At 37.5% G+C, this 24,064-nt stretch carries 26 protein-coding genes and 1 pseudogene; 19 read left to right on the top strand and 8 right to left on the bottom strand.

Annotated features, from left to right (window positions below; genetic code table 11):
• Positions 1 to 120, top strand: a pseudogene (locus tag EPJ90_RS03945) (IS30 family transposase); the annotation flags it as partial.
• A gap of 28 nt (positions 121 to 148) precedes the next feature.
• Here the strand turns inward: EPJ90_RS03945 and rpsT are convergent.
• Positions 149 to 412, bottom strand: coding sequence for a 30S ribosomal protein S20 (gene rpsT / locus EPJ90_RS03950; protein ID WP_125164737.1), 264 nt, complete (start codon positions 410 to 412; stop codon positions 149 to 151).
• A gap of 170 nt (positions 413 to 582) precedes the next feature.
• On the opposite strand from rpsT, the gene fmt reads away from it, so the two are divergent.
• From fmt to hemW, 5 genes are read left to right on the top strand one after another with little or no spacing between them, the layout of a single operon-like run.
• Positions 583 to 1,509: a methionyl-tRNA formyltransferase gene (gene fmt / locus EPJ90_RS03955; protein WP_200542689.1), complete on the top strand. Its 927-nt coding sequence runs from the start codon at positions 583 to 585 to the stop codon at positions 1,507 to 1,509.
• Complete coding sequence (locus EPJ90_RS03960) at positions 1,506 to 2,018, top strand: ECF transporter S component (protein ID WP_125164736.1); 513 nt, start codon at positions 1,506 to 1,508, stop codon at positions 2,016 to 2,018. Before fmt ends, EPJ90_RS03960 begins: the two co-directional genes overlap by 4 nt.
• A complete protein-coding gene (gene lepA / locus EPJ90_RS03965; protein ID WP_200542690.1) occupies positions 2,019 to 3,821 on the top strand; it encodes a translation elongation factor 4 in 1,803 nt (600 codons plus the stop codon).
• Positions 3,811 to 4,074 (top strand): MazG nucleotide pyrophosphohydrolase domain-containing protein, encoded by a 264-nt coding sequence (locus EPJ90_RS03970; protein WP_161636670.1) that lies wholly within the window; start codon positions 3,811 to 3,813, stop codon positions 4,072 to 4,074. Before lepA ends, EPJ90_RS03970 begins: the two co-directional genes overlap by 11 nt.
• A complete protein-coding gene (gene hemW, locus EPJ90_RS03975; protein WP_200542691.1) occupies positions 4,064 to 5,167 on the top strand; it encodes a radical SAM family heme chaperone HemW in 1,104 nt (367 codons plus the stop codon). Before EPJ90_RS03970 ends, hemW begins: the two co-directional genes overlap by 11 nt.
• A gap of 44 nt (positions 5,168 to 5,211) precedes the next feature.
• Here hemW and EPJ90_RS03980 read toward each other — a convergent pair whose 3' ends face one another.
• Both EPJ90_RS03980 and EPJ90_RS03985 read right to left on the bottom strand, forming a co-directional pair.
• Entirely contained in the window at positions 5,212 to 5,505 is a 294-nt protein-coding gene (locus EPJ90_RS03980; RefSeq protein ID WP_200542692.1) for a hypothetical protein, read from the bottom strand.
• The gene (locus EPJ90_RS03985; protein WP_161636667.1) at positions 5,502 to 6,356 is read right to left on the bottom strand and encodes an NAD(P)-dependent oxidoreductase; all 855 of its coding nucleotides are present in this window, start codon (positions 6,354 to 6,356) and stop codon (positions 5,502 to 5,504) included. Before EPJ90_RS03985 ends, EPJ90_RS03980 begins: the two co-directional genes overlap by 4 nt.
• A 71-nt stretch (positions 6,357 to 6,427) precedes the next feature.
• Here EPJ90_RS03985 and EPJ90_RS03990 point away from each other — a divergent pair, with 71 nt between their 5' ends.
• The 3 genes from EPJ90_RS03990 (at position 6,428) to pnp (ending at position 9,722) form a co-directional block, all read left to right on the top strand.
• Positions 6,428 to 6,958, top strand: coding sequence for a hypothetical protein (locus tag EPJ90_RS03990; protein ID WP_200542693.1), 531 nt, complete (start codon positions 6,428 to 6,430; stop codon positions 6,956 to 6,958).
• Between the two features lie 266 nt (positions 6,959 to 7,224).
• On the top strand, positions 7,225 to 7,491 hold the full coding sequence (gene rpsO, locus EPJ90_RS03995) for a 30S ribosomal protein S15 (protein WP_003773100.1): 267 nt from the start codon (positions 7,225 to 7,227) through the stop codon (positions 7,489 to 7,491).
• A gap of 92 nt (positions 7,492 to 7,583) precedes the next feature.
• Positions 7,584 to 9,722 carry a polyribonucleotide nucleotidyltransferase gene (pnp, locus tag EPJ90_RS04000; RefSeq protein WP_200542694.1) on the top strand — a complete coding sequence of 713 codons (2,139 nt, stop codon included), beginning with the start codon at positions 7,584 to 7,586 and terminating at the stop codon, positions 9,720 to 9,722.
• 46 nt (positions 9,723 to 9,768) lie between these two features.
• Here pnp and EPJ90_RS04005 read toward each other — a convergent pair whose 3' ends face one another.
• The 4 genes from EPJ90_RS04005 to EPJ90_RS04020 form a co-directional block, all read right to left on the bottom strand.
• Entirely contained in the window at positions 9,769 to 10,818 is a 1,050-nt protein-coding gene (locus EPJ90_RS04005) for an LLM class flavin-dependent oxidoreductase (protein ID WP_200542695.1), read from the bottom strand.
• Positions 10,819 to 11,030: 212 nt separating this feature from the next.
• Positions 11,031 to 11,435, bottom strand: a complete 405-nt coding sequence (locus tag EPJ90_RS04010; protein ID WP_161636662.1) for an HIT family protein — start codon at positions 11,433 to 11,435, stop codon at positions 11,031 to 11,033.
• Positions 11,436 to 11,478: 43 nt separating this feature from the next.
• Entirely contained in the window at positions 11,479 to 12,354 is an 876-nt protein-coding gene (locus tag EPJ90_RS04015; RefSeq protein ID WP_161636661.1) for a foldase protein PrsA, read from the bottom strand.
• Entirely contained in the window at positions 12,354 to 13,322 is a 969-nt protein-coding gene (locus EPJ90_RS04020) for a peptidylprolyl isomerase (protein WP_125164726.1), read from the bottom strand. The genes EPJ90_RS04015 and EPJ90_RS04020 overlap by 1 nt, the downstream gene beginning before the upstream one ends.
• A 151-nt stretch (positions 13,323 to 13,473) precedes the next feature.
• Between EPJ90_RS04020 and sufC the strand changes: the two genes are divergently transcribed.
• The 10 genes from sufC (at position 13,474) to EPJ90_RS04070 (ending at position 23,293) form a co-directional block, all read left to right on the top strand.
• Positions 13,474 to 14,289 carry a Fe-S cluster assembly ATPase SufC gene (sufC, locus tag EPJ90_RS04025; protein ID WP_200542696.1) on the top strand — a complete coding sequence of 272 codons (816 nt, stop codon included), beginning with the start codon at positions 13,474 to 13,476 and terminating at the stop codon, positions 14,287 to 14,289.
• Complete coding sequence (locus tag EPJ90_RS04030) at positions 14,289 to 15,083, top strand: SufB/SufD family protein (RefSeq protein ID WP_161636659.1); 795 nt, start codon at positions 14,289 to 14,291, stop codon at positions 15,081 to 15,083. Before sufC ends, EPJ90_RS04030 begins: the two co-directional genes overlap by 1 nt.
• The gene (locus EPJ90_RS04035) at positions 15,071 to 16,282 is read left to right on the top strand and encodes an aminotransferase class V-fold PLP-dependent enzyme (protein ID WP_161636658.1); all 1,212 of its coding nucleotides are present in this window, start codon (positions 15,071 to 15,073) and stop codon (positions 16,280 to 16,282) included. The genes EPJ90_RS04030 and EPJ90_RS04035 overlap by 13 nt, the downstream gene beginning before the upstream one ends.
• Before the next feature lie 15 nt (positions 16,283 to 16,297).
• Positions 16,298 to 16,738: a Fe-S cluster assembly sulfur transfer protein SufU gene (gene sufU, locus EPJ90_RS04040; protein WP_125164722.1), complete on the top strand. Its 441-nt coding sequence runs from the start codon at positions 16,298 to 16,300 to the stop codon at positions 16,736 to 16,738.
• Positions 16,731 to 18,146: a Fe-S cluster assembly protein SufB gene (gene sufB / locus EPJ90_RS04045; protein ID WP_200542697.1), complete on the top strand. Its 1,416-nt coding sequence runs from the start codon at positions 16,731 to 16,733 to the stop codon at positions 18,144 to 18,146. The genes sufU and sufB overlap by 8 nt, the downstream gene beginning before the upstream one ends.
• Positions 18,139 to 18,693 carry a 5-formyltetrahydrofolate cyclo-ligase gene (locus EPJ90_RS04050; RefSeq protein WP_200542698.1) on the top strand — a complete coding sequence of 185 codons (555 nt, stop codon included), beginning with the start codon at positions 18,139 to 18,141 and terminating at the stop codon, positions 18,691 to 18,693. The genes sufB and EPJ90_RS04050 overlap by 8 nt, the downstream gene beginning before the upstream one ends.
• A 77-nt stretch (positions 18,694 to 18,770) precedes the next feature.
• Entirely contained in the window at positions 18,771 to 19,934 is a 1,164-nt protein-coding gene (locus EPJ90_RS04055) for an MFS transporter (protein ID WP_200542699.1), read from the top strand.
• Between the two features lie 235 nt (positions 19,935 to 20,169).
• Positions 20,170 to 21,417 (top strand): citrate lyase holo-[acyl-carrier protein] synthase, encoded by a 1,248-nt coding sequence (locus EPJ90_RS04060; protein WP_200542700.1) that lies wholly within the window; start codon positions 20,170 to 20,172, stop codon positions 21,415 to 21,417.
• A gap of 14 nt (positions 21,418 to 21,431) precedes the next feature.
• The gene (gene tyrS / locus EPJ90_RS04065) at positions 21,432 to 22,682 is read left to right on the top strand and encodes a tyrosine--tRNA ligase (protein WP_161636654.1); all 1,251 of its coding nucleotides are present in this window, start codon (positions 21,432 to 21,434) and stop codon (positions 22,680 to 22,682) included.
• 17 nt (positions 22,683 to 22,699) lie between these two features.
• A complete protein-coding gene (locus EPJ90_RS04070; RefSeq protein ID WP_125164718.1) occupies positions 22,700 to 23,293 on the top strand; it encodes a membrane lipoprotein lipid attachment site-containing protein in 594 nt (197 codons plus the stop codon).
• 107 nt (positions 23,294 to 23,400) lie between these two features.
• Here EPJ90_RS04070 and rpsD read toward each other — a convergent pair whose 3' ends face one another.
• Positions 23,401 to 24,003 (bottom strand): 30S ribosomal protein S4, encoded by a 603-nt coding sequence (gene rpsD, locus EPJ90_RS04075; RefSeq protein ID WP_123171693.1) that lies wholly within the window; start codon positions 24,001 to 24,003, stop codon positions 23,401 to 23,403.
• Between the last annotated feature and the right edge of the window lie 61 nt (positions 24,004 to 24,064).

A 24,064-nucleotide genomic window follows, 5' to 3' on the forward strand; every position in this document is an offset into this window, starting at 1 on the left:
CAACAATATCTTGATGATATTTGCTTCAAAATTAACTCAATGCCGCGAAAAATATTTGACTTCAAAACGGCCTATGAGATAGACTTTAATAAAAGTAAAAGTGGTGCGGTTGAGATTTGATAAAAGAAAAATAACCTTCGTATGAAGGTTATTTTAATGTGTTAAGTTTTAATGATAAATCGGATTTTTTACGGGCTACGTAGTTTTTGTGATGAATGTTGCTTGTAATCGATTTATCCAACAATGAATTGGTTTGATTGAATAGGCGTTCTGCCATTTCTTTGTCACCAGCTTCGATTGCGGAATTAAAACTACGAAGTGCTGTTTTCAAACTTGAACGTTGGCTCTTGTTTGCAGCTTCCGATTTACGATTTGTTTTTGTTCGTTTTGCATTACTTGCGATAATTGCCATAAATTGCCACCTCCCAGTATAGAAACATTGTAACACGTTTGAAGTTTGCTCAATGTGTAAGTTCAGTGATATAAATTTCACATTGGTTCAAATAATGTTTTTTGGAAATTAAGAATGAACGATGCACTTGTTTCGAGCACGTGTTATAATATGTGCTAGGATGTGATAATATGCGCGTTATGTTTATGGGAACAACACATTTTTCTTGTGTTGTGTTACAACAATTATTAGATGATGGTTATGATGTGGTTGCAGTGGTGACCCAACCAGATCGTCCTTTTGGACGTAAAAAGGTTTTAAAGGCCCCCCCTGTTAAGGAATTAGCTTTAAAGCACGAAATTCCGGTGATTCAACCCATCAAAATTAAAGAATCAATTGAAGATGTTTTAAAATTTGAACCCGATTTAGTGGTTACATGTGCCTACGGACAGATTGTCCCTAAAGCCATTTTAGACTATCCAAAATTTCTTTGTTTGAATGTTCATGCTTCATTGCTCCCAAAATATCGTGGAGGGGCACCCATTCATTGGTCAATCATTCGTGGCGAAAAGGAAACAGGCGTTACGTTAATGCGAATGGATGTCGGTATGGATAGTGGGGATATGCTCGCATCTCGACGCGTATCAATTGATGATCATGACATGATGGGCGATGTCGAGTCAAAATTAATGGAGGCTTCCAAAATTCTAATTCAAGAGGATTTAAGAGCTTATCTTGAAGGCGATTTATCATTTGTACCACAAAATAAAGAACACGTCACACTCGCTTACACAATTCAACGCGAAGATGAGTTTGTTTCATTTAATAGATCTGTTTTTGATGTTTATAATCATATTCGAGGTCTAATTCCATGGCCGGTTGGATATGGTGTTGTTGAAGGGATGAATGTTAAGTTTCATGGGGTTACAATGTCCGAATCAAGTCATTCGTATGCACCTGGGGAAGTCATATCAGTAGATGAGAGTGGGCTTACCGTTGCTTGTGTTAATGGATCCGTTACAATTACTTTGATACAGCCAGCAGGAAAACCGATAACGTCTGCTCATGATTTCGCAAATGGACTGGGTCGAAATTGGAAGGGGAAACGATTTGAATGAGAGAAAATTATGAAGTAAAACGTACACAGACTTTAGTCATGATTGGTATTGTTACAGCGTTGATTACGACGGTAACACTCATCATTAAAATACCATCCGCAACCGGAGGATATCTTAATCTCAGTGACTTTGTTATTATGGTATCCCCAATTATGCTTCCGCTTGGAGGTGCGATCTTTGCGGCAGGTGTTGGGTGTGCTTTAGCCGACATTGCAGGTGGTTATGCTGTCTACGCTATTTTTTCTCTCTTTATCAAAGCGGGGGAAGTTATTATTATTAAGCTTTTAGAACGCTACCTTGATACACGTCAACGATGGATTCCCTTTTCACTGGCAGCACTTTGGATGATGACGATGTATGGGTTTGTTGCGGTTTTCTTAACCAAAAGCTGGCCATCCTTTTTTGTGGCCTTAAAAGGTGATTTGGTTCAAGGTATTTTCGCAGTCATATTGGCGACATTGTTTTATCCAAGATTACAAAAACTAATGAAATATTTAAGAGGTAACTAAATGAATCAAAAAAATATTCGAAATTTTTCTATTATCGCTCATATTGACCACGGAAAATCAACATTAGCGGATCGTATTTTAGAACAAACACATACGGTTGCACACCGTGATATGCAAGCGCAATTATTGGATCAGTTGGATCTTGAGCGCGAACGTGGGATTACAATTAAACTGAATGCTGTTCAACTTGCATATAAAGCAAATGATGGACAAGAGTATATCTTCCATTTAATCGATACTCCTGGTCACGTTGACTTTACTTATGAGGTGTCTCGCTCTCTTGCTGCATGTGAAGGCGCAATTCTTATTGTGGATGCGACACAAGGGATTCAAGCACAAACACTCGCAAATGCATATCTTGCAATTGAAAACGACTTGGAAATTATGGTTGTTATCAATAAAGTCGATTTACCTTCTGCAGATCCAGAACGTGTAAAACGTGAGATTGAGGACGTATTAGGTATTGATGCAAGTAATGCACCGTTAATCAGTGCGAAAACAGGTTTAAATATTGACCAAGTTTTGGAAGGGATTGTTTCGCAAATTCCAGCCCCTCAAGGGGATCTTGATGCACCTTTACAAGCCTTGGTTTTTGACTCAATTTATGACACCTATCGTGGTGTTATTGCATTTGTAAATATTAAACAAGGCCAAGTTAAAGTTGGCGACGAGATTCAATTTATGGCTTCTGGTGCAGTGTTTGAGGTGACTGAATTGGGTGTGCGGACACCCACTGAAATCAAAAAAGATAAACTCGTAACGGGGGAAGTAGGATGGATTAGTGCTAGCATCAAATCCATTAAAGAAATTGGCGTGGGGGATACAATAACCCTCGCGGATAATCCTGCCAAAGAAGCACTACCAGGATATCGTAAATTAAACCCAATGGTATATTGTGGGCTTTATCCAATTGATAGTAAACGTTATACAGATTTAAGAGAAGCTTTAGAGAAAATGCAATTGAATGATTCCTCCCTTGTTTTTGAGCCAGAAACATCACAAGCACTTGGGTTTGGATTCCGTTGTGGCTTCCTAGGCCTGCTTCATATGGATGTAATCCAAGAACGTTTGGAACGCGAATTTCAATTTGATTTAATCGCGACAGCACCTTCAGTTGAATTCCATGTTTACCTAACAAATGGAGAAATGTTAAAATTAGACAATCCATCAAGAATGCCAATTTCAAATGTGATTGATCATGTTGAAGAACCCTTTGTCGAGGCTCAAATTATGGTGCCATCTGACTATGTTGGTGCTGTAATGGAACTTTGTCAAAATAAACGTGGAATTTATATGGATATGCAAACAATTGATGGTACCCGTATGAACATTGTTTATCATTTGCCACTTGTGGAAATTGTTTTTGATTTCTTCGATCGTCTTAAATCAACGACTCGAGGCTATGCATCTTTTGATTACGAGTTTATTGGCTATCAACAATCCAATCTTGTGAAGATGGATATTCTTCTCAATGGAGAAATTGTCGATGCACTATCAACCATTGTCCATCGCGACTTTGCGTTTAATCGTGGAAAAGCAATTACTGAAAAACTAAGAACACTTATTCCAAGACAACAGTTTGAAGTTCCAATTCAAGCGGCTATTAATCAGAAAGTTATTGCCCGCTCTACCATCAAAGCACTCCGTAAAAACGTTATTGCGAAATGTTATGGTGGTGATATTTCACGTAAGAAGAAACTCTTAGAGAAGCAAAAAGAAGGTAAGAAACGTATGAAGCAAGTTGGTTCAGTGGAAATACCTCAAGAAGCATTTATGTCTGTTCTGTCAATGGATGATGAATAGTCACGTTAATAAACGCATTCAAGCGATGCGAGAACACTTTGGTTGGGATAAAACAGATACCATCGAATTTATGACCGCATGTGTTGTGGAAGAAGCGCTTGAATTGCAAGAAAGTTTGAATGATGAAGCGAACTTTAAGAAAGAGATTGCGGATGTACTCATGTATACAATTTCCATATGTCTCGATCGTGACTACGATATCGAATTGTTGATTAACGATAAAATTGATGAGGTGATGAAACGTGAGTACTAAAGCACTTTATGTCCATATTCCATTTTGTGATCATATCTGTGGATATTGCGATTTTACGCGCTTTCATTACGCACGGCAAATTTCAGATCAGTTTATGATTCGTTTGATCCAACAAATTAATGGTTTACCCGGTAACCTAAAAACAATTTATGTTGGGGGTGGTACCCCAACTTCTCTTGAAGATGATCAATTAGAAGCGTTACTTAAAGCATTGAAACCGAAACTTGCAGATGATTATGAATGGACGTTTGAAGGCAATCCAGAAAATCTTACGGAAGAAAATGTTCAGATGCTTCACGATTACGGTGTGAACCGAATGAGTTTGGGTGTTCAAACAACACATGATGATCTCCTCGAAAAAATAGGCCGACACCATAAATTTTATGATGTTGAGGTAGGGGTTAAGTTATTGCGTAAAATTGGAATTGAAAACATCTCATTAGATTTGATGTATGGACTTCCAGGACAAACGCTTGAAAGTTTTGAAGCATCAATGCGCGATATTATTGCACTGAAACCTGATCATGTATCCATTTATGCCTTAACTGTTGAACCCAATTCATTATTTGGAAGACGTGGCATTCAACCTGTTCCGATTGAACTTGAAACTGAAATGTTTCTTTCGTGCATTCAATTAATGGAGGATGCAGGATATGAACAGTATGAAATTTCAAATTTTGCACTTCCGGGTTCGAGAAGTCAACATAACCAAGTTTATTGGCGTTATGAAGATTTTTATGCCCTTGGTCCGGGTTCGAGTTTAAAACATAATCATCAACGTAAGACTTGGACAACTAAACTTGGGATGTATCTCAAAGAAGATTCGTACCATGAAGTCATCGACCTCACGGTCGAAGACGAGATGTTTGAGTTTATGATGATGGGCTTGCGTCTTAAAGATGGTGTCGCCTTTTCGCGATTTGAAGAACGCTTTGGTATTCCTATGACACAGGTTTTCAACGATGCGATTGAAGAAGGTATTTCTCGTAAACTTCTATACCAAACAGAAGATGTGTTAAAAACGACATTTGAAGGATTTGTAATGTTGGATGATACGTTGCTTCCTTTCATGTCTATCTTAAATGATGAATAAAAAACCTGTATGGTTCCAAATTGATGGAATCATACAGGTTTTTTCTATAATGAAACTAAGATCAATACAGTAGCAACTGAAATCAGTACAAGACAGAGACTGAGTCCAATCCAAATAACAGTTAGAAATTTCAACTCAAGTGTATCAACACGTTTTGAAAACTGCTTATAGATACCAAACAATAATGCATTTAAAGCGCAAACGAGAAGAATTATCAGCAAGCTTAGATTGAATGGACCAAACTGTGTTTGCTTTAGATAGATATAAATAAATGCAACCAATGATAAAACAGAGGCGATTAGCGGTATGAGTAAATCTCGGTTTATGCGTGATTTCATGATAATTGATTTATATAGTAATCGATAATGGCTTGTGTTCCCATTTCATCATATCCATGTTCGCTAAGTGTTTGGTAGATTTTACATACACTTTCTACAATAGGAAGATACAAATCATCTTTTTCATCCATCACTAACTTTAAGTCCTTGAGGAAGTGTTTAAGGTAAAATCCAGGTTCAAAATCCTTTGATATCATTTTTGGACCGTTATTTGCAGCTTGCCATGAAGCTGCTGAACCACCCGTAATGACATTAAGCATGGTTGTCATATCGATTTGATGATGGTGTGCATAATGCAACGCTTCGGCAGTGCCTGCTAGGGCTCCAGCAATGGCTGTTTGATTCGCTAATTTAGCATGTTGTCCATTACCATGCGTACCCATATAATTAATTGTTTTACCCATAACCTTCAAAAGAGGCAGTACGGACTCAAAATCGGCGTGATCGCCGCCCACCATAATTGAGAGGGTCGCATTGATTGCGCCTAAGTCTCCACCGGTTACAGGGGCATCAAGCATTCTATATCCATGTTTTTCTGCATCATCCGCCAAGGATTTCGCAAGTGATGGAGAAGATGTTGTCATATCTACCAAAAGACAACCTGGTTTCGCATGCTTCATGACCTCTTCGAAAACATCCTTTACATCATTTGGATACCCTACAATCGCAAAGACAACATCCGCATCTTGTACGACTGCTTCAATGGTTTGACATGCCGTGGCTGATGGTTCCATTGCTTTTGCTTTTGAGAATGTGCGATTATATGCTGAGACAGCATAACCTGCTTGTGCTAAATGTAACGCCATGGGTTTCCCCATAACACCTGTACCAATCCATGCAACTTTTTTCATATAAATATACCCTCCTTAAGTAAAATCAATTATACCATGACTGTGCTATAATAATTTAAAAAGGGGCAATTATGAAATATAAAACAATGTTTTTAGGTCTTGTGGCTGTGGTTGCTTTAGGGATTATGATTCAGGTTATGATTCCTGGAACAGATCTTCTGATTACAAAACCGAACACCTTTTCGCTTTCAAAACGACTTGAGACGCAAAACTTTCATTTGAATTGTGTTTTGATTCGAAACGGTAGAGTTATCGAAAACAAAGTTTTGATGAATCAAAACCATCTACAGGTTGAAAATGAAGATGAAATACGACTTAAAACGATTCAGTTTGAGTTATTGAAGAATACGATGGTTTTATCGTTAGAGATGGCAAATAAACAGCTTGTATCCGTTGAAAAACAGATTGAGATGGTTTTGCCAGAGCATTCGTTTCAATTCACTGACGGTCTTGAAACCGTTGAATTTGGTGAAACATATCTACTGGCGTATGCTTCTTCTTCAATTTACACCAACACTGTGACATTAAGTGATCTTTATGCTCAAATCACAAACGATAAAAATACAGATGAATTTATAGTCTTTACGATTCAATTTCTATAGTGCCCTCAAACCAGTTTAAGTCCTCTCGCTTCAACAGTTGAAAACAAGGATGTTGTAGATACAATAAAATCAAGATGAATTCAATCGAGGCTGTTTGAGAGGTGAATTCTAAAGTTCGCTTTCCCTTTAATTTCACGGGATCATAAAGAAATTCACTTGCCTATTAAGCATGGGTATGTTATTATTTGTAGGCTTTATGACTGGGATATCCGTTTCCTCGACGATACTCTCGGTGATGAAGGTCTGAAAAACAGGAGGATACATACATGTTATCAAAATCAGAAAAACAAGCAATCATGACTCAATATGCACGTCATGAAGGCGATACAGGTTCAGCAGAAGTTCAAGTAGCTGTTCTTACAGCAGAAATTAACTTGCTTACAGAACATATGAAAGAACATAAAAAAGATTTCCACTCAAACCGTGGACTTCTAAAAAAAGTTGGACGTCGTCGTAATTTATTAACTTACCTACGTAACGAAGACATTAACCGTTACCGTGAATTAATCACAAGCCTAGGATTAAGAAAATAATAAAAAACATGAAAAGGAGCAGTTGCTCCTTTTTTGTTATATCAAATACGTATAGAATGTGTTAAAATTGAATAAGATATTGAGGTGAATCTATGAACAAGAGAGTATTTGAACTAGATTTTTGTGGAAAAAGTCTAAAAGTTGAAACGGGAGAATTAGCAAAACAGGCTGGTGGGTCTGTTTTAGTGCGTTATGAAGATACTGCAGTATTATCCGCTGCAACTGCAAGCAAGAAAGCGAAAGACATCGATTTCTTCCCACTTACAGTTACATATGAAGAAAAATTATATTCAGTTGGGAAGATTCCAGGTGGGTTTTTACGTCGTGAAGGACGTCCAAGTGAACATGCAACACTAACATCACGTTTAATTGATCGTACAATTCGTCCATTGTTTGCGGAAGGGTTCCGTAATGAAGTACAAGTTGTTAATACAGTTTTATCTGTTGATCAAGACAGTGCACCTGATATGGCAGCAATGTTTGGGGCATCTTTATCCTTGATGGTTTCGGATATTCCTTTTGAAGGACCGATTGCAGGGGTTACTGTTGGTTATATTGACGAAACGTTTGTTATAAATCCAACCCTTGAAGAGCAAGCAAAATCAAAAATGCATTTGATTGTTGCGGGTACAAAAGATGCAATCAATATGGTTGAAGCTGGCGCTGAGGAAGTTTCTGAAGAACTAATGCTTGAAGCGATGTTATTTGGTCATGAATGGATCAAACGTCTTTGTGCTTTCCAAATTGAAATCGCACAAGAAGTTGCGAAAGAAAAGATGGAAGTTACACTCTATGAAGTTCCAACAGAAATTGTTGATGAGGTTGAAGCGCTTGTAGGTAAAGATTTACGTGCAGCCGTTGCGATTCATGAAAAATTAAAACGTTATGGAACGATTGATGAACTTGAAGAAAAAGCGGTTTTACATTTTGAAGCGAAATCCTATGAAACGGAATCTGAAAAGAATAAAACGGTAAAATACGTTAAAGAAGTTACGCACGGAATGGTTGCGGATGAAGTTCGTCGCCTTATTTCGATTGAAAAAATTCGTCCTGATGGCCGTGGTGTTGATGAAGTACGTCCATTAAATGTTCAAATTGATTTATTAAGTCGTGTTCACGGTAGTGGACTCTTTACACGAGGTGAAACTCAAGTACTCTCTGTTTGTACCCTAGGTGCAATGGCAGATACTCAAATAATTGATGACTTATCGGATGTGGATTCTAAACGATTCTTACATCACTATAATTTCCCTCCTTACAGTGTTGGTGAAACAGGCCGTATGGGTGCGCCAGGGCGTCGTGAAATTGGCCATGGTGCTTTAGGTGAGCGTGCTCTATCCTATGTTATTCCTTCTGAAGAGGAATTCCCATATACAATTCGTTTAGTAGCGGAAGTTCTTGAGTCAAACGGTTCTTCTTCTCAAGCAAGTATCTGTGCGGGTTCATTAGCGTTGATGGCAGCAGGTGTTCCTGTTAAAGCGGCAGTGAGTGGAATTGCGATGGGTCTTGTTCAATATGGTGAAGATTACACCATCCTAACAGATATTCAAGGAATGGAAGATCACTTTGGAGATATGGACTTTAAAGTTGCTGGAACAAAACAAGGGATTACAGCACTTCAAATGGATATCAAAATTAAAGGTTTATCAGAAGATATTCTTCGTGAAGCATTAGCTCAAGCGAAAAAAGGTCGTGCAGAAATGATGGCTGCAATGGATGACGTGATTTCAGAACCTCGTACCTTTGTGGGTGAATATGCACCTAAAATTGCTCAAATGAACATTAAACCGGATAAAATTCGTGATGTTATTGGAGCAGGTGGTAAAATCATTAATCAAATCATTGAAGAATGTAATGATGTTAAAATTGATATTGAAGATGATGGTCGTGTTGTGATTTACCATACAGATCAAGCTTCAATTGACAAAGCAAAAGCGATGATTGAAAATATCGTACGTGTAGCAGAAGTTGGAGAAATCTATGATGCTAAGGTTGTGCGTATTGAAAAATTTGGAGCATTTGTAAATCTATTCCCGGGAACGGATGCACTCTTACACGTTTCAAAAATGGATCATAGTCGTGTTGAAAAACCAGAAGATATCGTTAAATTAGGGGATATCGTTAAAGTTAAGGTTATGGAAATTGATGAAAAGGGCCGTGTAAACGTATCCCGTAAAGCATTATTACCAAAACCGGAAGTCAAAAAAGAAGACGTTAAGCCTGCGGAATAATAGGCGAAAAAAACATCAACCGAAATCGTTGATGTTTTTTTTATTGTTATTTATCTTTAAAATAATCGCGTACAGCAGGGGCGACACGTGTTCCAAACAATTCAATAGCATGAAGAACATCTTCATGTTCCATTGACCCAATAGGGAGATGGAGCATGAATCGATTGAGCCCAAGGTCTTCAATCATCTTGATGAGTTTGGGTGTTACGTCTTCCGGACTTCCTACAAACATCGCACCACCCGGTCCTGTCGCAACGTCAAAATCTTCACGACGATAGGTTTGAACCCAATTCGAGCGATCTTTCGCAATTGCTTCAATCAATAATTTCGTGGGGTAGAAATAGTTATCTTTTGCTTCTTCCGATGTATCCGCTATAAATCCCCAAGAATGTGCTGCAACTTGAAGCTGGTCTTTCGGGTATCCCATTTGTTTCCCAATTGCGTGGTAAGCTTCGATCAGTGATTTAAAGCGTAAAGGGTTTCCACCGATTATCGCGTAGGTGATGGGTAAGCCTTGTCGCGCTATATTCACAGTTGACTCTACATTTCCCCCTGTTGCGACCCAAATAGGAAGGTTTTTTTGGACAGAACGGGGATAAATACCTGTATGATCAAGGGATTGGGTATGGTGACCTTCCCAGGTAACAGTTTCGTTTTCGACGATGGTACGAAGCATCTGCAATTTTTCAGTAAAGAGGGCCTCATAGTTCTTTAAATCATAGCCAAACAGTGGGAATGATTCTGTAAATGAACCTCGTCCTACCATCATTTCGGCACGTCCGTTAGATAGCGCATCGATGGTTGCGTACTGTTGATACGCACGTACAGGATCAATTGAAGAGAGGACGGTAACGGCTGAACTTAAACGAATGTGATTCGTATTGACGGCTCCTGCAGCCAGAACAATCTCAGGGGCTGAAACTGCGAAATCAGAGCGATGATGTTCGCCAATGCCATAAATATCGAGTCCGACACGGTCGGCTAATTCAATTTCCTTAACAAGCTGACGAATGCGTTCATCGTGAGTAGGGGCAACGCCCGTATGTTCGAGGGGTGTTGTTTCTCCAAAAGTACTGATACCTAATTCTATTTTCATGTAGTTACTCCTTTTCTAAATAAGGATATACTTCTTTGAATAAATCAAGAAGTTCAGCGACATAGAGAATCTATGCGAATTCAATACGAATCATGAATATGTATGATCTAATTTGATTATATAATAAGTAAATTATTTTTTTCAATGACGATGCTTGCGGTGCCAAGATATAAAAAAAAGTATTGAATGTACAACTCAATACTTTTATGTTTCTATTGACTATTTTGGTAATCTTGATAGATTTTGAAAACTTCATCAAGGTCATGATGATTGGGTACAGGTACAAATTTTAATTCCTCTACGTCATAGCGTGGAATAACATGAACATGGTAATGAGGGACGGTTTGTCCACTTACTTCATTGGCGTTCGTCAAAATATTAACACCGGATGCGCCAAAGGTTTTCATAAGGTTTAACGCAAGCATTTGTGCCGTGCAATTAACCTTTGAGACGACCTCTGGTGTCGCGGTGAGTACAGATTCTGTCGCAACCTTTGGTACAACTAAGGTATGGCCTTTAGTCGCCTGTGATATGTCTAGAAATGCGATGACATCATCGTCCTCCCATATTATTTTTGCGGGGATTTCTCGGTTAATAATTTTTTCAAAAAGTGTCATAGTAGACCTCCTCTAGCGCTATTATAGCATAAAGAAAAGACGCTTATTTAGCGTCTTTGTCTTTTTGAATGTTTAAGTATTGTGGGAACTTTTCAGCTACCGCATCATAAACATCTTTGTCATAGATTTTAAATCCATTATCCACAAAGAGTTGCGCAAGATATTGATTAACGATATCTTTGGATCCTACAAATGCTTCAATGGTTTCATCTTGATATCGATTGGCATCGATTTCAATAATTTGAACAATATATTTACTGTCATCACTTGAATCACTGAGAACACCAGATAATGTAGGCTCAGTTGCATTTTTAAGTGCATCCGCAACTTCTTGAGGATATTGCACTGATTTCAAGAGGTGTACTTTAGCACTTCCATCATATGAAGAACCCGTAACTTTGTAATCTTTTGCGACATCATCGAAGTTTTCTCCGCCCTTAATTTTCTCAAGAGCTTCGTCCGCTTTTTCTTGATTCTCTAATTGAAGAATGCGCGCTTTGCGGGGTGCGTTTTCTGTCGTTAATGCTTCAAAATCTGCAACCATTTTTTCTTTAAGAAGATGTGTCATTTTAAGCTCAGGATAAACAGTTTGTGCCATGAAAGCATCAACACTTTCATAACCGCTTTGTTTTAAACGTTCTTCAAGTTGATCACCAAAAACTTCTTTGATCTCTTCAAGACGTTTATCTGCTTCTGCTTTTACATCTGCATCCGCAACATTTTCAGTAATTTTATTTTGTGCCGACTTAACAACAGTCATTCCACCATCACTGAGTTTCATAACATCAAAAAGACGTTTTGATGTGATTTTTTCACTTCCGACAGAGAATATCTCTTCATCTGTGGAAATCATTGCACGTGCATCACTGCATCCCGCAAGCATCAGCAGTGCGAGGAGTGAAACTAGAAGTTTTTTCATTATTGATTACCTCCTAGACCCATAAATGCCATTAAATCTGCTTTGACAGAATCATCCGCAAACTTAATATCTAAGCCTTCTGCTTTTTCCCAGATTGCTTGATATTGGATTTTAGGATTATTTGTTGATATTGCTTTTAAGAAATCTTTATCGTATTTGATTTCTTCGAAAGAGTCTTGTTGAACTGTAATGCGATGACGACCGTATTGTGAAGTAACCCACCCAGTTGTTTCACCCTTCTTGATACTTGTAGCTCCTTCAATAAATTCAGGAACTAAACTTGATGTTTTATCCATATATCCGAGTAAACCGCCATTTTGGGCTGTTCCATCATCGGAAAATTCCATAGCAACATCACTAAAAGATTTACCCTCTTTTAAAGCTGCATCAATTTTCTCCATTTTTGCTGTTTCTTCAGCAGTAGGATTTTTTGAATCGTCCATCTTGACAAGGATGTGACTTACAACACGAGGTTGATTTTCTTCGATAAATGCTTTCACATATTGATCGTAATTTGCTTCAAGGTAATCACCTAAAATAACATCAAGTTTATTTGAGTTTTCATAAAACTTGTTCATTTCATCAACACCTTTATAACCTAATGAAACAAGGGCTTTATCCAATTGTTCTAACCCTGCTGCACCATTTTGTGCAGAAACATTAGTTTTAACTGTTTCAGCTTCTTCTTTAGATTTCTTAACGATATCTTCAGTTGTTTCCATTGAATCAAGAACAGCGCGTTCGAATAATTTATAAATCTCTGCGGTTCCTTTCGATTCTAAGAGTTCATTATAATATGCATCTGCAGTATAATCACTCCCAGCAACCTCATATATTACATCTTTACCGTCTACTTTTTTACCGCTCAAAACAGCGTTCATCTGTTCCTTAGTAAAATACCCGATACCGACAATCAGTACCAAACCTATAACGACGACAAACCAATATTTTTTTAAATTGTCAATCATTACAATCCTCCTTTTGTCTCATTAATTATAGGTTATTTGAGGGGTCAATGCAACACGTTACGAATACGTTTCGTGAGCGATGGTCGCCTTATTCGGATTAATCTTGTGCTATAATATAAGAATTAAGATATAAGTAGAGGAAAGTGATAATATGGCACAATTAAGAATTGAAAATTTACATGTAGCAATTGAAGGAAAAGAAATACTCAAGGGTGTCAATCTTGTGATTAATGAGAATGAAATCCATGCAATCATGGGTCCCAATGGGAATGGGAAATCAACACTTCTTTCTGCTATAATGGGTCATCCGCGTTACGAGATTACGGAAGGATCTGTTTATGTAGATGATATCAATGTTCTTGAACTTGAAGTGGATGAGCGCAGTAAACTCGGATTGTTTTTAGGAATGCAATATCCACAAGAAGTCTCTGGAGTAACAAATTCTGATTTTTTAAAGTCCGCTTTAAATGCGCGTCGTGAAACACCAATCGGTTTATTTGAATTTGTGAAGTCCATGGAAGGCAGCATTGAACGTCTTAAAATGAAAGAAGATCTTGCACATCGCTTCCTAAATGAAGGATTTAGTGGTGGTGAGAAAAAGCGAAATGAAATCTTGCAGATGATTATGTTAGAACCACGGTTTGCGATGTTGGATGAAATTGATTCGGGACTTGATATTGATGCACTCGCACTGGTTGCTAAGGTATTAAAAGAGGAACAAGATAAACAAAAAATGGGATTAATTATTGTAAGTCATTATGAACGGTTCTTTGAGCTTATTCAACCAACTCATACACACATCATGATTGATGGTCGTATTGTATTAAGTTCGGATGAAACACTTGTAAGTAAAATTGATCGCGAAGGTTACGATTGGATTGAAAGAACGCTTGAAAAAGAGAAAGCGACAAAACGTCCAAGTGTCCTTGGAACATGTGCGGTGCGTGAAGCAATGGGTGATAAATAATGACGGAATTTAGCTTGACGGAACCGATGAATTCAATCGTACTTGATATTCAAGGTGAAGAAAAAGTATCCATTACGATTCCTAAACGTGCAACGGGTACCCTCTATATTATTGCGAAAGGTCAAGGGTCACTTGATCTAACACTTCATGTATCAGAACAGGCGAATTTTAAATATTTGTGGATCAATCAAAGTGATGAAGCTTTGGAAGTGAATGAGCACATTAAGTTGTATGAACACGCGCACTTAATCGCAAACTATGGTGAGATGAGTCAAGGAAACCATCAAAAATATACCCATATTGAGTACCTTGGTTTGGGAAGTCATTGTGAATTTAAAGGCGCAGTGATTGCTTTTAATAAACTAAAATGGACGGTAAAGGCAGATCATCAAGCCCGTAAAAGTTATGCAATGGTTGAGTGTAATGCGATTGTCCTTAATAAAGGAAGTCTAAATCTAGAAGTAATAGGAAGTATTGCTAAAGGAAATTCAGGATCTGAAACCCATCAAATGAGTCGCATTATGAATTTAGGAGAAGATGTTCATGGTGTAGTGTATCCGATGCTTCTTATCGATGAAAATGATGTAGCAGCATCACATGCGGCTTCTGTGGGCCAACCGAATGAAGAGCACATCTACTATCTTCAATCCCGTGGTTTAACACGTGAGGATGCCTTGCGTCTTATTATAATGGGTTATCTCATGCCAATTGTAGATGCAATTGATGATGAAACGATTCAAACACAATTAAAAGAAGAAATTACAGAGAAGGTGAATACACAATGGATTCAATAAAAAAAGATTTTCCTTTTTTTAAGCACCATCCAGATGTTAGTTATCTTGATAATGCCGCTACAGCTTTAAAACCTCAATGTGTTATTGATGCTGTTGTTGATTATTATGAACGTCTAAGTTCCAATATTCATCGCGGAGATTATGATACATCCCTTGAAACCAGTGATTTATATGAAGCCGTTCGAAAGAAAACAGCGGATTTTATTCAAACAACACCGGAGTCTATTATTTTTACTTCGGGAGCGAGTGAATCTTTAAACCTTGTTGCAAGTGGGTATGCTAAATATTATCTCAAAAAAGATGACGTGGTGCTGTTAAATCAAGCAGAACACGCATCCAATATTCTTCCTTGGTATGCAATGGCGGAAGAAATTGGTTTTAAAGTTGAATTTGTTCCCCTGGATGATGCGGGTCATATTACACTTGAAATGCTTTCGAGTGCATTTCACGATAAGGTAAAACTGGTATCGATGGCTCATGTATCCAATGTTTTGGGATATGTTAATGATATTAAATCATTCGCAAAGTATGCACATGACCATGGCGCGTTATTTTGTCTTGATGCAGCTCAATCAATCGGACATATGCCAATTGATGTCAAAGACTTAGATGTTGATTTTATGGCGTTTTCTGCGCATAAAATGCTGGGGCCTACAGGTGTAGGAGTTCTTTATGTCAAACCCGAAATACAAACGAAAATGTATCCCATCTCCCATGGAGGCGGCAGTAATATTCGTTTTGATGCCTGTGGCATCGTGGAATTAAAATCTGGACCTGCGAAATTTGAAGCAGGTACACCGAATATTGAGGGCGTGCTTGGTTTTGGCGCAGCACTTGATTATTTAACTCAATTTGGTATGAAGCGCATTCACGCAATTATCTTGCCACTTCATCAACGTGCATTGGATGCATTGAATGCGATGGATCATATAACGGTTTATAATCAACATGCGGATATGGGGCTTATTACATTTAGTGTGAAGGGAATTTTTGCTCAGGATGTTGCAGCATATCTCAATCGTGAGGGTATTAGCGTTCGATCGGGTGAGCATTGTGCAAAACTTATTAATGGGGCATTAAATATGGAAAAAAGTGTTCGTATTTCATTCTATTTTTATAATAATGATGCGGATGTTACGAAATTGATAAAAGCGTTAGAGACGATTACGTTGGAAAAATGTATCGACCTCTATCTATAGATTTGGAGTGATAAAATGAATTATTTTGAAGATCCCCGTTTTCTTCGACAACTAATTATGGATCATTATGAAAATCCACGAAATAAGCGGACCGACGAAGCATATACAAAAAAACGTGTCAGTACGGATTCCTGTATTGATGATTTAACCATTCAAGCATCCATTAAAAATGGCGTTATTGAAGATGTTTGTTTTGATGGTCAAGCGTGTACAATTGCGACTTCCGCTGCCTCAATTATGACCGAGCTTGTGAAAGGGAAGACTTTAGAAGAAGCCGAAAAGATTATTGCTGAATATAATCGAATGATTCATCTGGAATCTTTTGATGAGGAGCTTCTTCAAGAAGCGGTTGCGTTTAAAAATGTTGGGCGACAAGCGAATCGGATTACGTGCGCAACGTTAGGGTGGCGTGGTTTGACGGATATTATTGAAGAAAGTAGGGATAAAGATGAGTGAAGAGAAAATTGATGATCGCGATCGCTTACCAAACGAAGAATATCAATACGGTTTTCATGATGAAATCGAAAGTGTTGTAGCATTTGATAAAGGTTTAAATGAAGAAGTGGTGCGTGAAATTTCACGGCTTAAAAATGAACCTGAGTGGATGCTTGAAATACGCTTAAAGGCTTATGAATCCTTTAAGGAGCAAAAAATGCCTTCATGGGGTGCAGATCTTTCTAAGGTAGATTTTGATGAATACATCTATTTCTTGCGTGCGAGTGACCAAGTGGAGCGCACGTGGGAGGATGTTCCTGAAGAAATTCGCAATACTTTTGATCGTCTTGGAATTCCAGAAGCAGAAGCTAAATATTTATCAGGTGTGGCGACTCAATATGATTCCGAAGTCGTTTATGCAAGCATGCTTCAGGAAGTGGAATCTAAAGGGGTTTTATTTTTTGATATGGATACGGGATTGCGCGAACATCCTGAAATTGTAAAGGAATATTTTGGAAAGCTTGTACCTTACAATGATAATAAGTTTGCGGCATTGAATACAGCGGTATGGTCTGGAGGATCGTTTATCTATATTCCAAAAGGAGTAACATTGGATAAACCATTGCAGTCCTATTTTAGAATTAATGCTGAGCAAATGGGGCAGTTTGAACGAACCATGATTATAGTGGATGAAGGCGCCGATGTGCATTATGTTGAAGGGTGTACAGCACCGATTTACAAAAAAGATGCAATGCATGCTGCAGTCGTGGAGATATTTGTTCATAAAAATGCTAAATGTCGTTATACGACCATCCAAAATTGGTCATCAAATGTTTACAATCTTGTCACAAAGCGTGCCCAAGTTGAGGCACACGGAATGATGGAGTGGATTGATGGTAATATTGGTGCTTATATAACTATGAAATATCCTTCGTGTGTTTTAATTGGAGAATATGCTAAAGGTATGACCATCTCTATTGCTGTTGCGGGGGCTAATCAATGGCAAGACGCTGGAGCGAAAATGATTCATAAAGCACCCAATACTCAAAGTACCATTATCTCAAAATCAGTATCACGCAATGGTGGTACTGTGAATTATCGAGGTATTGTGCACCATGATAAAAATTCAATAAATGCGAAAACTAAAATTGAGTGTGATACGTTGATACTAGATCCGCTTTCTATGAGTGATACCATGCCAGTCAATGTTGTCGATACCAATGCGTCCATCATTGAACACGAAGCGCGTGTGTCGAAGATTTCTGAAGAAGAACTTTTCTATCTTATGAGTCGGGGATTAAGTGAAGAACAAGCGTCTGAAACGATTATTATGGGATTTTTGGAACCCTTTACTCGGGAATTACCGATGGAATATGCGGTTGAATTAAATCAACTTATGAAAATGGAGATGGAAGGCTCTGTTGGATAAAAAAACGATTGCTCAGGGAGTCTTAGAGAAGCGCAAGCAATACGATGTGCTGATGCGTGCTCCCTGGGATAGCGTAATTCATAATGCTGTAATGGATCGTTTAGAAGGGCATCAAACAATTGCACTTTATGCTGCATTTAATCATGAAGTGGATACTTATGGAATGATGGAAACGTTATTTTGGGATGATCGCTATACAATTTGTTTGCCTAAAATTAAAGGAGAATCGATGGACTTCTACACGATAACAGGTTTTGAACAGTTACAACCTGGGGTGATGGGGATTCTTGAACCCACAACCAATCATAAAATTTCAGCAGATGAAATTGATGTGGTAATCGTACCCATGGTTGCTTTTAATAGACAAGGTTATCGTATTGGTTATGGTGGCGGTTATTATGATCGTTTTCTTAAAGGTATTAATGCAATAAAAATTGGTGTTGCGTATTCGTTTCAAGAAACAGATATTCCATTCCAACAAGATCATGATATTCGTTGTGATGTTATTATTACTGAAAATGCAATTATGAACCCTAATCGCGATTAGGGTTTTTTTGGCCCAATTGGTGAAAACATTAGAGAAATAAATGGTATAATGAGGCTTAGAGTGTATGAGGTATAAAAATGTCTAATAAATCAAAGATTATCAATTTTAGTGCTGTTATGTTTTTGATGTATGCTTCACATGGATTGTTGTTTCCGCAAGTAGTGCCCTTTTTAACGCATCTTGGTTATTCGGCATCACAACGGGGACTTATTCTTTCTTTTCTAGCCATCATTGCGATGGTAGGCCAAATTCTATCCGGTTATTTATGTGATCGATTTGGAACGATTAAGCGATTTTTTATCTACGGAACATTTATTTTAGCGGCAACAGGGATGCTTTCCTACTGTATAAATATACATAATTTTTATTATCACTTCTTCTTAGTAGGAACGATGGCAGGTGTTGTTCGAATTCTTTCGAATCTTTTTGAGACATGGGTGTTGGAAGTTGATGGCATTTATCATCAATTTAGCTTTATTCGGAGTTTTGGTTCGCTTGGGTGGGCCTTAGCATCTCTCGTGTCTGGATTTTTTATCCATCGCTATGGTTATGCATCATTAGGCTATTTGTCTGGCATTTTAAGTTTTGTGGTTATTTTTTATTCTTTTAAACTTGAAGATGCGTCCAAACAAAGTCGGGATGGTGTGGCGACGACACTCAGTTTTAAAGATTTAAAAGTACTTTTCACGAATAAACGTTACATGTATTTGGTTCTTGTTTTTACACTGACCTATTTTGTAATCAATGTGGATTCAATTACCATTACGGATTATATGTTTCATCTTGGGGGTAATGCTCAAGATGTTGGGGTAAAATGGTTTGTGGAGGCACTCAGTGAGATTCCACTGATGTTAGTGGGGGGCGCCCTACTGAAAAAATACGGTGGCAAAAACTTAATGGTTTTTTCCAGTATGATTATGATCATTCGAATGATAACCTATGGCATGGCGACATCTGTGTTCCAAATTATTGTCCTATCAACACTTCAAGCAATCACATTCCCACTTATTCTGGTGGCACAAAAAGATTTAATTTTTAGAGAATCACCAAGTCATTTACGTTCAACAGCACAGATGTTCTCGATTTCAATGAGTATTGGATTCTCGGCAATCATTACACCACTTGTCTCAGGGATTCTCGTTGAACAGATGCCAATTCAAACGGTTATCTTTATTTTCGGAGCTATTATGGTGGTTCCTACAGTCATGATTTCTATCTTTAAACCGGCTCACACAAATTAACACAGTTTCGGCGAATTCATACCATAATGTTTTTGTATTCTATACACGTAAACATTTTGTTTACAATGACTATATTTCTTCTCCTTAAAAATAAATATGGTTACAGATTTCCCTTGTTAAATAATATTTTTCCGAAAAAAAGGCGTATTGCCTTTTTTTTATGGCTCTTTGAGTTTTACATTACCTTAAACGATGATTTCATGGTAGAATATTATATGTTGAAAGAGGTATTATTATGAATATTGTTCAATTAACATCTGAATCAATTCGTGAGTTACGTGAAAAACGTAATGGTATCATGAAAAGTATGATTGAAGGGCAGAATGGATCCCTCCTTGTTTTAGGTGGGTCTTTTGCGGGGGAAGATCGCCAACGTAACATTGTGTCCTATGCAGTATTCACCATCTTTTTTGAGCTTTGGGAACGATTCAATATGGAATCTTGGTCGTATACGTTTGATGAAGAAGGACTAATGTTCTACATTAAACTGGACGAAAGCGCAAAAACGGTCAAAGATATTTTGGTTCACTATGAAGATCACCATCCATTAGGCTTTGCAATTGATAGTGATGTGTTCGATTGTGATCAAAAGTGGACCCGTGAAGCGCTGGGATATAAAAATAGACTTGATGACTACTATAAGTCCTCGCTTGAAGAATTGATGAATGATATTGTAGAAGATCCAAAATACATTGATAATTATACTAAACGAGTTGAAGGTTATATTGTAAAAGGTGATAAACAGACAATTCTGTCGAACATCTTAGTTTATGGGTATGTGAGTTCATTTACCAAAACAATGGGGTTTGGTATGTATGGTCCCAATTATCGTGGCAGTAATGAACAAATGAATTTCGAAAAGTTTATTCATCTTGTTCGTACATACAAAGATGAAATGCAACGGATATTCTCAGTGAATAGCACAAGTACGGTTGATATTGCTCGTTTCCAAAACGAAGTTGAAACGAAGATTCAACGTGCCGTTTTAAATCAGCAATCCTACCACTATACCGTATTCATTACCAGCACAGTAATGTTTGCATTTATTAATTCACGAGGCTATGCAGATATAACGAAACAAATTAAAAAAATAAGTGAAGGGTTTACTCAGAATAATATGTTCACTGAGGAACCGAAGCGCTATGAAATCTTAAATAACGGAATGCGCGAAGTATTTAATCAATACGTTCCGTTCTTACAAAAAAATAAATCGATTACATCAACGTTACTCTATATTATGAGTCGTCATGATGATCAAGCGGTTTTAATGCATAATGGAGAACAAGCATTATTAAAAACACAATTTTTAGCTAAGAACTTGATTTTTAAAGAAGATAAGTGGCCAGAGCTTGATAAGTTTTGTGCATCTGGGTATATATATCCTCATGATGCGACAACGCTTTTAGCGGTCACATGCATGCTTGATATTATGCAGCGATATTATTTAAAAATTAAAATGTTATTTGATACACAAGAAAAATAAAGGTGGAAAAGAAAATGAATTTTTTAGAAGAATTAAACTGGCGTGGTCTTGTTAAGGATGTTACCAATTATGAAGCGTTGGAAAAACGATTAGAGCAGCCAATTACGCTATATTGTGGGTTTGATCCAACTGCGGATTCCCTCCATGTCGGTCATCTTCAACAACTAATTTTATTAAAGCGTTACCAAATGCAAGGTCATAAGCCAATTGCATTGGTTGGAGGCGCAACCGGGATGATTGGTGACCCACGTCCTACAACAGAACGCTCAATGCTCGATGATGCAGACTTACAAAAAAATGTAGATGGTATTGGGGCTCAGATTGAACGTATTCTCTCAAGTGATAATAATCCAGTTACGATTGTAAACAATCGTGATTGGCTGGGAGATTTAACCGTTCTTGATTTCTTACGTGATTATGGTAAATTTTTCAGCGTAAGTAATATGTTGGCAAAAGATACGATTGCAAAGCGTTTAAGCACTGGAATTTCTTTTACAGAATTCTCATATACAATCTTACAATCGATTGATTTCCTTCATTTATACAAAAACTATGGTATTGAACTACAAATTGGTGGGTCTGATCAATGGGGAAACCTTGTTAGTGGTGCAGATCTAATTCGTAAGGTTGAAGGGCCAGAAGCTGAAGTATTTGGTATTACCTCACACTTAATCATGAAATCAGATGGCACAAAATTCGGTAAGAGTGAAGGTCAAAATATCTGGTTGGATGAAAACCGTACGGATGCTTATAGTTTCTATCAATTCTTCATTAATACAAGTGATGACGATGTGATTGATTTCTTAAAACGTCTTTCGTTTAAGAGTGTTGAAGAAATTCAAGCAATCGAAGCGTCATTTATTAAAGAACCACATTTAAGACTTGCGCAAAAGGAACTTGCAAAGGAATTAACAGAAGTTGTCTTCGGTAAGGAAGGTCTTGCAATGGCAGAACGTGTCACCAACGCACTCTTTTCAGGTAATGTACAAGAGCTAACCGTTGACCAAATTCGTCAAGTGTTTGCAGACAGTGCATCCATTGAAGTAACGGCTGATGAAAATATTGTTGAGTTACTGGTTAATACTAAAGTATGTCCAAGCAAGCGTGAAGCACGTCAGCTCATTGAAGGTGGAGCAATTCGCGTAAATGGCGAAGTTGTGAGTGATACAAATTTTGTCGTTTCTAAGGAAAATGCAATTGGTAAAGAAGTGACCGTTGTACGCCGCGGTAAGAAGACGTATCATATCTTTAACCACACAAACTAAATCGTAAGAGGTATAATATGAAAAAACTATTTTTGGTACTCTTGAGCATGATGTTGTTAACAGGGTGTTCAGTGAATGAAAAAAAACTCTATACTGAAAAATTGAAACGGTATGAGTCTTATTGGAATGCAATTAACGATAATGACCGTTTTGTTGAGTCATCACGTTTCTTTGATATTTCGGCGACCATTGAAAAACATGAAGATTTATATGTCTATGGCGTTGTGATTGATAAGCCAAAGATTGCCATGTATGGTGTAGAAATTGTTGTTCTAGAAAACAACGAAGATTACCATGCGGATAAAATGATGCCAACTGCGGGTATTTTTGATTCGGAATATAATTTAGTTCCAGGGCAAGTTCGAAAAGATCGTAACTATATGGGTGGGATCAGTCTTGCTGGGGAAGTGGATGTTCCAGAAGTAACATTGAATATTCTGGTTTCATGGCGTAATAATACAAAACTTGAAACACAACGAGAGTTTATTCAGTTTAAATTAAAATATGAGGAACCTAAAAAAGAGGAATCCAAATCCAATAAAGATGATTCAAAAAAAGAGGAACCTAAAAAAGAAGAAGTAGTAGATAAAACCGAAGAAGACGATGAGTAGCATACGATTTAAAGAAAACCATTCTAAATAATTGAATGGTTTTTTCTTTGTGTTCAAATACTCATAAAAAAAACTTCCTCATTGAGGAAGTTTTAGGATTATGAAGATTAACGGTTGTAGAATTCAACAACTAATGCTTCATTAATTTCTTGGTTTAATTCGCTACGTTCTGGTAAACGTTTGTATTCACCTTTGAATTTATCTTTGTCAAATGTAACATAATCAACCATTGATACATTAGCTTCTAAAGCATCTTTGATTGCTGCCATTGAACGTGAAGATTCTTTAACTTCAATTGTTTGACCAGGTTTTACAATGTATGAAGGAATATCAACTTTTTTTCCATCTACTAAGATATGACCATGGTTAACTAATTGACGCGCTCCACGACGTGTGCGTGATAAGTTCATGCGGTATACAACGTTATCTAAACGTGATTCTAACATGAATAAGAAGTTGTGACCTGCAACACCTTCAAGTTTTGAAGCTTTTTTGAATGTGTTATAGAATTGTTTTTCAGTAACTCCATATGTATAACGAATACGTTGTTTCTCACGTAATTGTAAACCGTAGTTTGATAATTTTGGACGACGTGCTTTACCATGTTGTCCTGGTGCATAATCGCGACGTTGTAGCTCTTCACCTGTTTCGAGGATTGAGAAACTTAAACGACGTGCTTTTTTCCAAACTGGACCTTTAATTCTTGCCATAATACTGACCTCCTAATATGTCATTAGCGAGTTCCACAAATTATTACTAGTTGAGTTTATC

It is taken from the genome of Erysipelothrix sp. strain 2 (EsS2-7-Brazil) (assembly GCF_016617655.1).
In the GTDB taxonomy this organism is placed as follows: Bacteria; Bacillota_I; Bacilli_A; order Erysipelotrichales; family Erysipelotrichaceae; genus Erysipelothrix; species Erysipelothrix piscisicarius.

Excerpts from the sequence above, each read along its gene's own strand:
- EPJ90_RS04055 (WP_200542699.1), top strand. The coding sequence starts at position 18,771 with ATGTCTAATAAATCAAAGATTATCAATTTTAGTGCTGTTATGTTTTTG.
- EPJ90_RS03990 (WP_200542693.1), top strand. The coding sequence starts at position 6,428 with ATGAAATATAAAACAATGTTTTTAGGTCTTGTGGCTGTGGTTGCTTTA.
- EPJ90_RS03970 (WP_161636670.1), top strand. The coding sequence starts at position 3,811 with ATGATGAATAGTCACGTTAATAAACGCATTCAAGCGATGCGAGAACAC.
- sufU (WP_125164722.1), top strand. The coding sequence starts at position 16,298 with ATGAATTATTTTGAAGATCCCCGTTTTCTTCGACAACTAATTATGGAT.
- EPJ90_RS03960 (WP_125164736.1), top strand. The coding sequence starts at position 1,506 with ATGAGAGAAAATTATGAAGTAAAACGTACACAGACTTTAGTCATGATT.
- fmt (WP_200542689.1), top strand. The coding sequence starts at position 583 with ATGCGCGTTATGTTTATGGGAACAACACATTTTTCTTGTGTTGTGTTA.
- rpsO (WP_003773100.1), top strand. The coding sequence starts at position 7,225 with ATGTTATCAAAATCAGAAAAACAAGCAATCATGACTCAATATGCACGT.
- EPJ90_RS04020 (WP_125164726.1), bottom strand. The coding sequence starts at position 13,322 with ATGATTGACAATTTAAAAAAATATTGGTTTGTCGTCGTTATAGGTTTG.
- EPJ90_RS03985 (WP_161636667.1), bottom strand. The coding sequence starts at position 6,356 with ATGAAAAAAGTTGCATGGATTGGTACAGGTGTTATGGGGAAACCCATG.
- EPJ90_RS04015 (WP_161636661.1), bottom strand. The coding sequence starts at position 12,354 with ATGAAAAAACTTCTAGTTTCACTCCTCGCACTGCTGATGCTTGCGGGA.
- rpsT (WP_125164737.1), bottom strand. The coding sequence starts at position 412 with ATGGCAATTATCGCAAGTAATGCAAAACGAACAAAAACAAATCGTAAA.
- EPJ90_RS03980 (WP_200542692.1), bottom strand. The coding sequence starts at position 5,505 with ATGAAATCACGCATAAACCGAGATTTACTCATACCGCTAATCGCCTCT.
- tyrS (WP_161636654.1), top strand. The coding sequence starts at position 21,432 with ATGAATTTTTTAGAAGAATTAAACTGGCGTGGTCTTGTTAAGGATGTT.
- EPJ90_RS04035 (WP_161636658.1), top strand. The coding sequence starts at position 15,071 with ATGGATTCAATAAAAAAAGATTTTCCTTTTTTTAAGCACCATCCAGAT.
- EPJ90_RS04005 (WP_200542695.1), bottom strand. The coding sequence starts at position 10,818 with ATGAAAATAGAATTAGGTATCAGTACTTTTGGAGAAACAACACCCCTC.
- lepA (WP_200542690.1), top strand. The coding sequence starts at position 2,019 with ATGAATCAAAAAAATATTCGAAATTTTTCTATTATCGCTCATATTGAC.
- pnp (WP_200542694.1), top strand. The coding sequence starts at position 7,584 with ATGAACAAGAGAGTATTTGAACTAGATTTTTGTGGAAAAAGTCTAAAA.
- EPJ90_RS04030 (WP_161636659.1), top strand. The coding sequence starts at position 14,289 with ATGACGGAATTTAGCTTGACGGAACCGATGAATTCAATCGTACTTGAT.
- EPJ90_RS04060 (WP_200542700.1), top strand. The coding sequence starts at position 20,170 with ATGAATATTGTTCAATTAACATCTGAATCAATTCGTGAGTTACGTGAA.
- EPJ90_RS04070 (WP_125164718.1), top strand. The coding sequence starts at position 22,700 with ATGAAAAAACTATTTTTGGTACTCTTGAGCATGATGTTGTTAACAGGG.
- rpsD (WP_123171693.1), bottom strand. The coding sequence starts at position 24,003 with ATGGCAAGAATTAAAGGTCCAGTTTGGAAAAAAGCACGTCGTTTAAGT.
- EPJ90_RS04010 (WP_161636662.1), bottom strand. The coding sequence starts at position 11,435 with ATGACACTTTTTGAAAAAATTATTAACCGAGAAATCCCCGCAAAAATA.
- sufB (WP_200542697.1), top strand. The coding sequence starts at position 16,731 with ATGAGTGAAGAGAAAATTGATGATCGCGATCGCTTACCAAACGAAGAA.
- sufC (WP_200542696.1), top strand. The coding sequence starts at position 13,474 with ATGGCACAATTAAGAATTGAAAATTTACATGTAGCAATTGAAGGAAAA.